Here is a 12,698-nt window from a genome sequence, read left to right on the forward strand (position 1 = left end):
ACGCAGTGCTACGAACGTCATTACATCTGAGCGGAAATTGAGCATAACGATCCGGCGGCAACCGGACACTCCGCGTGAACGGGACGTCACGCCGGTCACACCGGCCGTACCGGGTGCATAACGGAAACCCGCATACAACGGACAAGCACTTGACTGTCCACCCGCGATCGGCGTGGATTCCCTGGTACACCCCTACGTGAAACGCCCCGGAACGGGGAAGTGACCGGGGGCGGACACGACCGTACGAACACACGCGAACCACACGCCAGAGGGGGGCCATGAGACTGCTGCTCGTCGAGGACGACAACCACGTCGCCGCCGCCCTGTCCGCGATCCTCGCCCGGCACGGCTTCCAGGTGGTCCACGCCCGCAGCGGCGACGAGGCCCTGCAAGCACTCCTGCCCACCGAAACGGAACCCTTCGGCGTCGTCCTCCTCGACCTCGGGCTGCCCGACCAGGACGGCTACGAGGTGTGCGGCAGGATCCGCAAGCGCAGTTCCGTACCGGTGATCATGGTGACCGCCCGCGCCGACGTACGCTCCCGGATCCACGGGCTCAACCTCGGCGCCGACGACTACGTGACCAAGCCGTACGACACCGGCGAGCTGCTGGCCCGTATCCACGCCGTCAGCCGGCGCAAGGCGAGCAACGAGGACACCGTCCCCACGCCCGCCGCCGCACTGCGCCTGGGGCACGTGCACATCGAGCTGCCGACCCGCCGGGTCAGCGTCGACGGGTGCGAAGTGCAGCTGACCCGCAAGGAGTTCGATCTGCTCGCCCTGCTCGCCCAGCGGCCCGGCGTGGTCTTCCGCCGCGAGCAGATCATCAGCGAGGTGTGGCGGACCAGCTGGGAGGGAACGGGGCGCACGCTGGAGGTGCACGTCGCCTCGCTGCGTTCCAAACTGCGGCTGCCCGCCCTGATCGAGACGGTGCGCGGGGTCGGCTACCGCCTCGTCTCCCCGTCCGCGTAGAGGCGTATACCCCCGGTGCGTACCCGGCTGCTCCCGCTGCTCATCGTTCTGATGGCGAGTGTCCTGCTCGCGCTCGGCTTCCCGCTGGCCGTCAGCGTGGCCGCGGCCGAGCAGCAGCGCGTCGTGATCGACCGCATCGACGACACGGCACGCTTCGCCGCGCTCGCCCAGTTCATCACCGAGCGCACCCGCGGCTACGACGAACGGCGCCGCACGCTCCAGACGGAGCTGGAGACGTACAACTCGGTGTACGGCATCCGGGCCGGAGTCTTCTACCGCGACGACTCCGCCATGGTGAAGGCCCCGGACACCTGGCGGCTCCCGGTCGAGGGCGAGGGGCGCGCCGCGTTCAGCGAGGCGCTGCTCGGCCGCCGCAGCCACGACCCGCCGCAGGTCTGGCCCTGGCAGGACGGCCGCGTGATCGTCGCCTCGCCCGTCGTGCGGGACGGCGACGTGATCGCGGTCGTCGTCCTCGACTCGCCCACCGGCGAGATGCGCGCCGACACGATGCGCGGCTGGCTGCTGATCGCGGCGGGCGAGGTGGTCGCGATGCTGGTGGCCGTCGGCGCCGCGATCCGTCTCACCGGCTGGGTCCTGCTGCCGGTCAAGACGCTGGACGCGGCCGCCCACGACATCGCCAGCGGCCGGATGCGGTCCCGGGTCGCGGCTTCCGGCGGGCCCCCGGAACTCAGGCGGCTGGCCCGTTCGTTCAACGAGATGGCCGACAACGTCGAGGACGTGCTGGAGCAGCAGCGCGCCTTCGTCGCCGACGCCTCCCACCAGTTGCGCAACCCGCTGGCCGCGCTGCTGCTGCGCATCGAGCTCCTCGCCCTCGAACTCCCCGAGGGCAACGAGGAGATCGCCTCCGTGCGCACCGAGGGCCGGCGCCTCGGGCAGGTCCTCGACGACCTGCTCGACCTCGCGCTCGCCGAGCACGCGGAGACCGACCTCCAGCTCACGGACATCGGCGCGCTCACGGCCGAACGGGTCGCGTCCTGGCGGCCGGTGGCCGAGGAGAAGGCGGTACGGCTCCGGGCCGACGGGCCGCCCGCCGTCACGGCGTGGGCCGATCCCATCGCCCTGTCCAGCGCCCTCGACGCCATCATCGACAACGCCCTCAAGTTCACGCCCGCCGACGAGGAGGTCGGCGTCACCGTCGCCGCCGGCAGCCAGTACGTCACGGTCGTCGTCGCGGACAGCGGCCCCGGCCTCACCGAGCAGGAGCTGGAGCGGGTCGGCGACCGCTTCTGGCGCAGCTCCCAGCACCAGAACATCCAGGGCTCCGGCCTCGGTCTGTCCATCTCCCAGGCCCTCCTGGCGGCGGGCGGCGGCTCCCTCTCGTTCGCGCGCAAGGAGCCGAAGGGGCTGAGCGTCACGGTCTCGGTGCCGCGCCACGACCCGAAGGGCTGAAGCCGCGCGCGCCCTACGGCTTGACCGAGCGGTAGTAGCGCTTGGCGCCCTCGTGCAGCGGGAGCGGGTCGGTGTAGATGGCCGTGCGCAGATCCACCAGCTGCGCCGCGTGCACCTCGCGTCCGATGCGGTCGCGGCTGTCGATCACGGTCCGGGTGAACGCCTCCGTCATCGCCGCGTCGGTGCGGTCCGTGGTGACCAGCACATTGGCGACCGCCACCGTGGGGACGGCCTGGCCCTGCTGCGCGTCGCGGTAGGCGTCGGCGGGCATCACGGCCGAGCGGTAGTAGCGGGTGGAGCCGCCCGCCGCCTGGAGCTGCTTGATGAGCGGTTCCTCCAGCGGGACCAGCCGGATCGGGAACCGCTCCGACAGATCGGCCACCGCCGTGGTCGGCAGCCCGCCGGACCAGAAGAACGCGTCGAGCTTCCCCTCCTCCAGCAGCTTCGGCATGGTGTCGATGCCCACCGGCAGGGGCGTCACGTCGTTGACGGGGTCCAGACCGGCGGCCGTCATCAGCCGGTCGGCGACCAACTTCACGCCGGACCCCGGCTGCCCCACCGCGACCTTCCTGCCCCGCAGGTCCGCCACGCTCCGGATGTCCGAGTCCCGCTTCACGATCAGCTGTATGTAGTCGTCGTACAGCCGGACACAGCCGCGCAGCCGCTGGTAGCCGGGCTTGCGGGCACGCAGGTAGGTGGCGACGGCGTCGGTGGTGGCGATGGTGAAGTCCGCCTCGCCCGCCGCGACCCTGGCGAGGTTCTGCTGCGAGCCCTCGCTCGTCTGGAGCTTTATCGACACATGGGGCAGATCCGTGGCCAGGGCCCCCTTCAGCCGCTCCCCGTAACGCTGGTAGACACCGCTGCGCACCCCGGTGGAGAACGACAGCGTGCCGGTCGGCGCCGGGTCCCGGAGGGGCAGCAGCCACCAGAGCAGCAGCCCGAGCACGACGACGAGGGCGGCGCCCGCCCGCAGGGAGCGGCGCCGGCCGATTCGGGACAGGGCCGGGAGCATGGCGGCGATCCTGCCAGGTGATTCCCGGCCCTGGCCAGGGGCGCCGTCGGATCACCCGGCCCCGCACACCGCCCGAGGCAGAGGGGGTCCGGGCAGCGCCTACCCTTGTCGCATGAGCAGCGGCAACCGGAGCGAAGCAGTGGACGTCAGAAAAAGCTATGAGGTGCGCACCTACGGGTGCCAGATGAACGTCCACGACTCCGAGCGCTTGTCGGGGCTCCTGGAGGACGCCGGATACGTCCGCGCGCCCGAGGGCTCCGACGGCGACGCCGACGTCGTCGTCTTCAACACCTGCGCGGTACGCGAGAACGCCGACAACAAGCTCTACGGCAACCTCGGCCGGCTCGCCCCGATGAAGACGAAGCGCCCCGGGATGCAGATCGCGGTCGGCGGCTGCCTCGCCCAGAAGGACCGCGACACCATCGTCCAGCGCGCGCCCTGGGTCGACGTCGTCTTCGGCACGCACAACATCGGCAAGCTGCCCGTGCTGCTGGAGCGTGCCCGGGTCCAGGAGGAGGCGCAGATCGAGATCGCCGAATCCCTGGAGGCATTCCCCTCGACGCTCCCCACCCGCCGCGAGTCCGCGTACGCCGCGTGGGTCTCCATCTCCGTGGGCTGCAACAACACCTGCACCTTCTGCATCGTCCCCGCCCTGCGCGGGAAGGAGAAGGACCGCCGCACCGGCGACATCCTCGCCGAGATCGAGGCCCTGGTCGCCGAGGGCGTCTCCGAGATCACCCTGCTCGGCCAGAACGTCAACGCGTACGGCTCCGACATCGGCGACCGCGAGGCGTTCTCCAAGCTGCTGCGCGCCTGCGGGCGGATCGAGGGCCTGGAGCGCGTCCGCTTCACCTCGCCGCACCCGCGCGACTTCACCGACGACGTCATCGCCGCCATGGCCGAGACGCCGAACGTGATGCCGCAGCTGCACATGCCGATGCAGTCCGGTTCCGACAAGGTCCTCAAGGCGATGCGCCGCTCCTACCGGCAGGAACGCTTCCTCGGCATCATCGAGAAGGTGCGCGCCGCGATGCCCGACGCCGCGATCTCCACCGACATCATCGTCGGCTTCCCCGGCGAGACCGAGGAGGACTTCGAGCAGACCATGCACGCGGTGCGCGAGGCCCGTTTCGCGAGTGCCTTCACCTTCCAGTACTCCAAGCGCCCCGGCACGCCCGCCGCCGACATGGACGGGCAGATCCCCAAGGAGGTCGTCCAGGAGCGGTACATGCGCCTGTCCGCCCTCCAGGAGGAGATTTCCTGGTCGGAGAACAAGAAGCAGGTCGGCCGCACCCTGGAGGTCATGGTCGCCGAGGGCGAGGGCCGCAAGGACGGCGCCACCCACCGGCTGTCCGGCCGCGCCCCCGACAACCGCCTCGTCCACTTCACCAAGCCGGACCAGGACGTGCGCCCCGGCGACGTGGTGACCGTCGAGATCAGCTACGCCGCCCCGCACCACCTGCTCGCCGAGGGCGCCCCCGTCGCCGTGCGCAGGACCCGTTCGGGCGACGCCTGGGAGAAGCGCAACGCGGCCCCGGCCGCCCAGCCCGCCGGCGTCATGCTGGGCCTGCCCGGCATCGGCGCCCCGGCACCCCTGCCCGCGACGGCGGCCCCGGGCTGCGGCTGCGACTGACCCCGGCCGGGACCGCCCGGTCCGGGCGGGGGAGGGTGCGCAGTACGCTGCCGACCATGCTTGTCGCCGCCGCTGTCTGCCCCTGCCCGCCGCTGCTCGTCCCCGATGTCGCCGCCGGTGCCGCGCCCGAGCTGGATGCCGCCAGAACCGCGTGCACCGACGCCCTGGGGGTGCTCGCGGCCTCCCGGCCCGACCTGCTGGTCGTGATCGGCCCGGCGGAGCCCGCCGGACGCGGCACCCACCCGGAGGGTGCCACCGGCGGCTTCCGCGAGTTCGGCGTCGACCTGGACGTACGGCTCGGCCGGGACCGGGGCGCACCGGCCACCCGCCCGCTCCCGCCCTCGCTCGCGGTGGGCGCCTGGCTGCTGGCCCGCACCGGATGGGCCGACGCCCCCGTCGAGGGGCTGGGCGTGGGCGAACCGCTGGAGACCGCGCGCTGCACGGAGACCGGGCGGGAGCTGGCCCGCCGGGCGGACCGGGTCGCGCTGCTGGTGATGGGCGACGGCAGCGCCTGCCGCACCTTGAAGGCCCCGGGCTACCTGGACGAACGCGCCGCCGACTTCGACGCGGCCGCCGCACGCGCCCTGGGCGCCGCCGACCCGGGGGCGCTCGCCGCGCTCGACGAGACACTCGCGTACGAACTCAAGGCCGCGGGCCGCGCGCCCTGGCAGGTGCTCGCCGGGGCGGCCGAGGGCGCGGGCCTGGCCGGCCGGCTGCTGTACGACGACGCGCCCTACGGGGTGGGCTACCTGGTCGCCGCCTGGTCCTGAACGCTCACATGGGGCGAGGGCCCAGGAGCGGCATTGCTCCTGGGCCCTCGCCCCATGTCCTGCCGGGCCCCCGTCAGGCAGCCGGGGGCGGCGTGCTGCCGCCCGCGCCGTGGCCGTCCTTGTTCGACAGCTTCTCCACCGCGTCCTTGGCCTTCTGCGTGCCGGTCACGATCTTGTCGCTGTACTTGCCCTTGGTCTTCTCGTCCACCGTCCGCGCGGCCTTGTCGAGGCCCTGGTCGATCTTGTCCCCGTGCTGCTGCGCGAGGTCGCTGACCTTCTCCTTCGCCGGGGCCAGCTTCGCCTTCACACTGTCCATGAAGCCCATCGGACACCTTCTCCGCTCGGGAACTGTGAGAAATAACCCATATGTACAACCACTGTACGGGGAAGATCGCCCCGCCGTGTCACCTTCCCCGCCCGAGCTTCCCTCATTCGGGACCCGGGACGCGGGTTTGGGAGAGACTGGGGCGGTGACAAGCTCAGCTCCCCCCGCACCGCGGGTCATCGCCGTCGTCGGTCCCACCGCAGCAGGAAAGTCCGATCTGGGGGTGCACCTCGCCCAGCGGCTCGACGGCGAAGTGATCAACGCGGACTCCATGCAGCTCTACCGGGGCATGGACATCGGCACCGCCAAGCTGACGCTCGCCGAGCGCGACGGGGTCCCGCACCGGCTGCTGGACATCTGGGACGTCACCGAGACCGCCAGCGTCGCCGAGTACCAGCGCCTCGCCCGTGCCGAGATCGACCGGCTGCTCGCCGAGGGCCGCACCCCCGTCCTGGTGGGCGGCTCCGGCCTGTACGTGAAGGGCGCGATCGACGCCCTGGAGTTCCCCGGAACGGACCCCGGCGTCCGGGCCGCGCTGGAGGCGGAGCTGGCCGAGCACGGCTCCGGGGCTCTGCACGCGCGGCTCGCCGCCGCCGACCCCGAGGCCGGCCGCGCGATCCTGCCGAGCAACGGCCGCCGCATCGTCCGCGCCCTGGAGGTCATCGAGATCACCGGCAAGCCCTTCACCGCCAACCTCCCCGGCGACGACCCGGTCTACGACGCCCTCCAGATCGGCGTCGACGTGGCCCGCCCCGAACTCGACGAGCGCATCGCCCTGCGCGTCGACCGGATGTGGGAGGCGGGGCTCGTGGACGAGGTGCGCGCCCTGGAGGCCCAGGGGCTGCGCGAAGGGCGCACCGCCTCCCGCGCGCTCGGCTACCAGCAGGTGCTCGCCGCACTCGCCGGGGAATGCACCGACGACCAGGCGCGCGCCGAGACCGTGCGCGCCACCAAGCGCTTCGCGCGCCGCCAGGACTCCTGGTTCCGCCGCGACCCGCGCGTCCAGTGGCTGAGCGGTGCGGTGGAGGACCGCGGGGAACTCCCGGGCCGGGCGCTGGCGTTGGTCGAACGGACGGTTACAGCCTGATCACGTGATGGCATCGGGACGCTCCGCCCGTCATTTCGGCGACCCCGGGCGTGCCATCATCGAGCATCGATCGACTGGAGTCCGAGTTGGGAGGGCGCGTGGCGATGGAGGCCGGCCCTCGCGACACGGAACAAGACGCACCGGAGCAGGACGCACCGGAACGAGACGCACCGGAGCAGGACGCACCGGGCACGCAGCACGGGGCAGGGAGCCTGAGCCCGGACGGGCCCGACGAGCTCGACGTGGCCCCCGAGGTCGAGGTCGAGCTGCGCCCCGCCCGCCGGCTGCGCATCTGGCAGCTCGCACCCATCGTCATGCTCGCCGCCGTGGGCTCGCTGATGTTCGCGTTCCCGCTCGCCTTCGAGTTCGGCGACGGCGGCGCGGTCGTCGCCATGCTGGGCCTGCTGATCAGCTGCTGTGCCGCGGGCTGGTCCATGATGGCCGCCCGCCGCGTCGGGCACACCTGGCCCGGACTGCCGTCCCGGGGCTCCTCCCAGCGCCCCGACTGGCGCGTGGTCGCGCTGTACGCCGGGGTCTGCGCCGCACTGGTCGCGCTCGCCGTCTGGCGCGTGGCGCGCCTGCGCTGACGGGCCGGGCGGCGCCGTGCCGGGCGGGCGGGATTCCCGCGCTGTCGGCGCCGCCTCGTACAGTTGTCCCGTGACCACCTCGCAGATCGCCTTCCTCAAGGGCCACGGCACCGAGAACGACTTCGTGATCGTGCCCGACGCGGACAACGCCGTCGCCCTGCCCGCCTCCGTCGTCGCCCGGCTCTGCGACCGCCGGGCGGGCATCGGCGGCGACGGACTGCTGCACGTCGTGCGCTCCGCCGCGCACCCCGAGGCGCGGGCCATGGCGCAGGACGCCGAGTGGTTCATGGACTACCGCAACGCCGACGGCTCCGTCGCCGAGATGTGCGGCAACGGCGTGCGGGTCTTCGCGCGCTACCTCCAGCGCGCCGGCCTCGTGGAGGAGGGCGACCTCGCGGTCGCCACCCGCGGCGGCGTGAAGAAGGTCCACCTCGCCAAGAACGGCGACGTCACCGTCGCCATGGGCCGCGCCCTGCTCCCCGCCGAGGGCGTCACCGTCCGCGTCGGCGGCCGCGACTGGGAGGCCCGCAACGTCAACATGGGCAACCCGCACGCGGTGGCCTTCGTCGACGACCTGGCGCACGCCGGGGACCTCCTCACCGAGCCGTCCTTCGCCCCGGCCGCCGTCTACCCAGACGGGGTCAACATCGAGTTCGTCGTGGACCGCGGCCCCCGCCACGTCGCGATGAGGGTCCACGAGCGCGGCTCCGGCGAGACCCGCTCCTGCGGCACCGGCGCCTGCGCGGTGGCCGTCGCGGCGGCCCGCCGGGACGCGGCGGACCCGGCGGCGACCGGCGAGCCGGTCACGTACACCGTCGACCTGCCCGGCGGCAGCCTGGTCATCACCGAGCACCCGGACGGCGAGATCGAGATGACCGGACCGGCCGTCATCGTCGCCGAGGGCAAGATCGATCCGGCCTGGCTCGAAACGCTGAACGGGTAGCGCTTCGCTCGAATGGGTGATCCGTTTCACGCTGGGCGAGAGCCGGACTCCGCCACGTGGTGGGCTCGGTAGCATCAAGCACCGGCCCGGAGGCGCGTCCGCACCTCCCCACCGCCGGTCGACGTTCGCCGGAGGTGCCCCATGAGTGCAGAGGCCACCAACCCAGGTGCTCCCATCCGCAGGCGGGGCCGTCCCCGGATCGACCTCCGCAGGCTCGGCAGGGCCGCCGTGCTCGGCCCCGTCTCCCGCGACCGCCTCCCCGACGCCCTCGCGCACGTCGCCGAGGCGCACCGCGCCCACCACCCCGACGCCGATCTCGCCGTCCTGCAGCGCGCCTACCTCCTCGCCGAGACCTCGCACCGCGGCCAGACGCGCAAGAGCGGCGAGCCCTACATCACCCACCCGCTGGCGGTCACCCTCATCCTCGCCCAGCTCGGCGCCGAGACCACCACGCTGACCGCCTCCCTCCTCCACGACACCGTCGAGGACACGGAAGTGACCCTCGATCAGGTGCGGGAGCAGTTCGGCGAGGAGGTCTGCTACCTCGTCGACGGCGTCACCAAACTCGAAAAGGTCGACTACGGGGCCGCCGCCGAACCCGAGACCTTCCGCAAGATGCTGGTCGCCACCGGGGACGACGTCCGCGTCATGTCGATCAAACTCGCCGACCGGCTGCACAACATGCGCACCCTCGGCGTGATGCGCCCCGAGAAACAGGCGAGGATCGCCCACGTCACCCGCGACGTACTGATCCCCCTCGCCGAACGGCTCGGCGTCCAGGCGCTCAAGACCGAGCTGGAGGACCTGGCCTTCGCCATCCTCCACCCCGAGGAGTACGCCCGCACCAGCGCCGTGATCGCCGCGGCGGCGGACGGACCGGACCCCCTCACCGCCATCGCGGGCAACGTGGCCTCGGTGCTGCGGGAGGCCGGCATCTCCTCCGAGGTCCTCGTCAGACCCCGCCACTTCGTCTCCGTCCACCGCGTCCGCGTCAAACGCGGCGAACTGCGCGGCAGCGACTTCGGGCGGGTCCTGGTGCTCGTCGGGGAGGACGCCGACTGCTACGCCGTCCTCGGTGAGCTGCACACCTGTTTCACGCCCGTGATCTCCGAGTTCAAGGACTTCATCGCCGCCCCCAAGTTCAACCTCTACCAGTCGCTGCACACCGCTGTGGTGGGCCCGGACGGCGAGGTCGCCGAGGTCCTCATCCGCACCCACCGGATGCACAAGGTCGCCGAGGCCGGCGTCATCGCGCTCGGCAATCCGTACGCGGCGGACGGCACCGCACAGCCCGCCGAACCGGCCGACGGCGAAAGCCCCGACGCCGAGGCCCCAGACGGCGAACGGGCCGACCCCACCCGCCCCGGCTGGCTCTCCCGCCTCCTCCAGTGGCAGCAGTCCGCACCCGACCCCGACACCTTCTGGACCTCCCTGCGCGCCGACCTCGCCCAGGACCGCGAGATCACCGTCTTCTGCACGGACGGCGGCACCCTCGGCCTGCCCGCCGGGGCCAGCTGCGTCGACGCGGCCTACGCCCAGCACGGCGACGCGGCACACACCTGCATCGGCGCCCGGGTGAACGGCCGGCTCGCCACGCTCAGCACCGTGCTGAAGGACGGCGACACCGTGCAGCCGCTGCTCGCCGAGGACGCGGTGTCCGGCCCCTCGCCCGACTGGCTGGACCACGCGCGTACGCCCGCCGCCCGCATCGCCATCACCGGCTGGCTCGACGCCCACCCGCAGGCGGCGGAGGCCGTACAACCGGGCCTGCCGGCGGGCCGCGAGCCGCAGTCCGCCCCGCCCTTCGGGCCCGGGGCCCGCAGGGCCCGCACCGCGAGCGCCGTGGTCGACCAGCCGGACGCGGCGGTACGGCTCGCGGGCTGCTGCACCCCCGTGCCCCCCGACGAGGTCACCGGCTTCACCGTGCGCGGCGGGGCCGCCGTCACCGTGCACCGGCTGCGGTGTCCCGCGGTGGCCCGGATGGAGGCCGTCGGCCGGGCGCAGGTCGCGGTCAGCTGGGGCGAGGAGCAGGCGTGCCGGGTGACGCTGGTCGCCGAGTCCTTCGGGCGGCCCCGGCTGCTGGCCGACCTCACCGAGGCGATCGCCGGCGCCGACGCGGCGGTCATCTCGGCCACCGTGGAACCCCCGAGCGAACAGCGCGTACGGCACACCTACACGCTGCGGCTGCCGGACGCGGCGGGACTGCCCGCGCTGATGCGCGCCATGCGGGAGGTGCCAGGCGTGTACGACGTCTCGCGCGCCCAGCACCCGGCCGGAGCGCTCTGACCGCGCCGGACACCCGCGCGCCGGGCCCGGCCGCCGCTCTCATTCGGGTGGCGCGGCGCGCGCCGCCCCCGGCGGGCGGGGCCGCGCTGGTAGCCGTAGTCCATGCCGTTCCTCTCCCGCCGTCTGCGGGCCACCCTGCTGGCCACCGCATCGGCCGCGCTCGTCGCCGCCACCCTGCCCGCCCCGGTGCCCCTCGGCATCGGGGACCCGCTCTTCCCGCACCTGGGCAACCCCGGGTACGACGTACTCGCCTACGACATCGGCCTCACCTACAACGGCCACAACAACGAGCCGCTGTCCGCCGTCACCACCATCGACGCCCGGACGACCGAGGCCCTGGACCGGATCAACCTCGACTTCACCCGGGGCACCGTCCGGTCCGTCGCCGTCAACGGCCTGCGCGCGGACTTCGAGGTCGCGGACGAGGACCTGATCGTGCGGCCGGCGGGCCGCATCCCGGCCGGCATCCCCCTGCGCATCACCGTCCGCCACACCAGCGACCCCTCCGGCGAACGGGACAGCGGCGGCTGGGTGCGGACCGCCGACGGGCTCGCCATGGCCAACCAGGCGGACGCCGGGCACCGGGTATTCCCGAGCAACGACCACCCTGCGGACAAGGCGTACTTCACCTTCCGGATCACCGCCCCGCGCGCTCTCACGGTGGTGGCCAACGGCCTGCCCGCCGGCCGCACCCGCCACGGGGACACCACCACCTGGACGTACCGCACCGAGCACCCCATGGCCACCGAACTGGCCCAGGTCGGCATCGGCCGCTCGGCCGTCGTCCGGCGGACCGGGCCGCACGGGCTGCCCGTGCGCGACGTCGTACCGGCGGCCGACCGGGAGCGGCTGGAACCCTGGCTGGAGAAGACCCCCGGACAGCTCGCCTGGATGGAACAGCAGGTCGGCCGGTACCCCTTCGAGAACTACGGGGTGCTCATCGCCGACACCGACACCGGCTTCGAGCTGGAGACCCAGACCCTCTCCCTGTTCGAACGGCGCCTGTTCACCGACCCGCGCTTCCCCGAGTGGTACGTCGACTCGGTCATGGTCCACGAGCTGGCCCACCAGTGGTTCGGCGACAGCGTCTCCCCGCAGACCTGGTCCGACCTCTGGCTGAACGAGGGGCACGCCAGCTGGTACGAGGCGCGCTACGCCGAGGACCACGCCGGCAAGCCGCTGGAGGAGCGCATGCGGAACGCCTACACCTGGTCGGACACCTGGCGCGCCGCCGGAGGCCCGCCCGCCCGGCCCGCGGCCCCGGCGGCCGGCGGGAAGATCAGCCTGTTCCGGCCGGTGGTCTACGACGGCAGCGCGCTCGTCCTGTACGCCCTGCGCCAGGAGATCGGCCGGGACGCCTTCGGCACGCTGGAGCGGCGCTGGGTGCGCGGGCACCGCGACTCCAACGCGGCCACGGCCGACTTCGTCCGGCTCGCCTCCCATGCCGCCGGACGCGACCTGACCGCGTTCTTCGACGGCTGGCTGTACGGCGCGAAGACGCCGCCCATGCCCGGGCACCCCGACTGGCACAGCACCGCACCGGCGGTGAAGCGAGGACAGCGGTAAACCCGGGTGACGGCCCGCGCGGACCGTGCCACTATCGACGGGTCGCCGCGGCGGCCGGAGCGGAGGATTTCCCGGACGGGAATCATCCGCGGAGGTCACGCGTTGTGA

The 12,698-nt window shown here is 73.0% G+C and carries 11 protein-coding genes; 9 read left to right on the forward strand and 2 right to left on the reverse strand.

Annotated features, from left to right (window positions below; translation table 11 throughout):
- Positions 1-278 precede the first annotated feature (278 nt).
- Entirely contained in the window at positions 279-971 is a 693-nt protein-coding gene (locus E6R18_RS04025) for a response regulator transcription factor (RefSeq protein ID WP_136315438.1), read from the forward strand.
- A 15-nt stretch (positions 972-986) separates the two neighbouring features.
- Entirely contained in the window at positions 987-2,381 is a 1,395-nt protein-coding gene (locus E6R18_RS04030) for a HAMP domain-containing sensor histidine kinase (RefSeq protein WP_136315439.1), read from the forward strand.
- 13 nt (positions 2,382-2,394) lie between these two features.
- Here the strand turns inward: E6R18_RS04030 and E6R18_RS04035 are convergent, their stop codons facing one another.
- Entirely contained in the window at positions 2,395-3,393 is a 999-nt protein-coding gene (locus E6R18_RS04035; RefSeq protein WP_136315440.1) for a TAXI family TRAP transporter solute-binding subunit, read from the reverse strand.
- Between the two features lie 112 nt (positions 3,394-3,505).
- Between E6R18_RS04035 and miaB the strand changes: the two genes are divergently transcribed.
- Both miaB and E6R18_RS04045 read left to right on the forward strand, forming a co-directional pair.
- Positions 3,506-5,026: a tRNA (N6-isopentenyl adenosine(37)-C2)-methylthiotransferase MiaB gene (gene miaB / locus E6R18_RS04040; RefSeq protein ID WP_206308210.1), complete on the forward strand. Its 1,521-nt coding sequence runs from the start codon at positions 3,506-3,508 to the stop codon at positions 5,024-5,026.
- A gap of 56 nt (positions 5,027-5,082) precedes the next feature.
- Complete coding sequence (locus E6R18_RS04045) at positions 5,083-5,796, forward strand: class III extradiol dioxygenase subunit B-like domain-containing protein (protein WP_136315441.1); 714 nt, start codon at positions 5,083-5,085, stop codon at positions 5,794-5,796.
- Between the two features lie 73 nt (positions 5,797-5,869).
- Here the strand turns inward: E6R18_RS04045 and E6R18_RS04050 are convergent, their stop codons facing one another.
- Positions 5,870-6,121: an antitoxin gene (locus tag E6R18_RS04050; RefSeq protein WP_136315442.1), complete on the reverse strand. Its 252-nt coding sequence runs from the start codon at positions 6,119-6,121 to the stop codon at positions 5,870-5,872.
- 145 nt (positions 6,122-6,266) lie between these two features.
- Here E6R18_RS04050 and miaA point away from each other — a divergent pair, with 145 nt between their 5' ends.
- The 5 genes from miaA (at position 6,267) to E6R18_RS04075 (ending at position 12,590) form a co-directional block, all read left to right on the forward strand.
- Entirely contained in the window at positions 6,267-7,208 is a 942-nt protein-coding gene (miaA, locus tag E6R18_RS04055; protein ID WP_136315443.1) for a tRNA (adenosine(37)-N6)-dimethylallyltransferase MiaA, read from the forward strand.
- Positions 7,209-7,312: 104 nt separating this feature from the next.
- On the forward strand, positions 7,313-7,795 hold the full coding sequence (locus E6R18_RS04060) for a hypothetical protein (protein ID WP_136315444.1): 483 nt from the start codon (positions 7,313-7,315) through the stop codon (positions 7,793-7,795).
- 70 nt (positions 7,796-7,865) lie between these two features.
- A complete protein-coding gene (dapF, locus tag E6R18_RS04065) occupies positions 7,866-8,738 on the forward strand; it encodes a diaminopimelate epimerase (RefSeq protein ID WP_136315445.1) in 873 nt (290 codons plus the stop codon).
- Positions 8,739-8,879: 141 nt separating this feature from the next.
- A complete protein-coding gene (locus tag E6R18_RS04070) occupies positions 8,880-11,024 on the forward strand; it encodes an HD domain-containing protein (protein WP_136315446.1) in 2,145 nt (714 codons plus the stop codon).
- A gap of 102 nt (positions 11,025-11,126) precedes the next feature.
- On the forward strand, positions 11,127-12,590 hold the full coding sequence (locus tag E6R18_RS04075; protein WP_136315447.1) for a M1 family metallopeptidase: 1,464 nt from the start codon (positions 11,127-11,129) through the stop codon (positions 12,588-12,590).
- Positions 12,591-12,698 lie beyond the last annotated feature (108 nt).

Source organism: Streptomyces sp. A1277, assembly GCF_004795015.1.
Classification (GTDB): domain Bacteria; phylum Actinomycetota; class Actinomycetes; order Streptomycetales; family Streptomycetaceae; genus Streptomyces.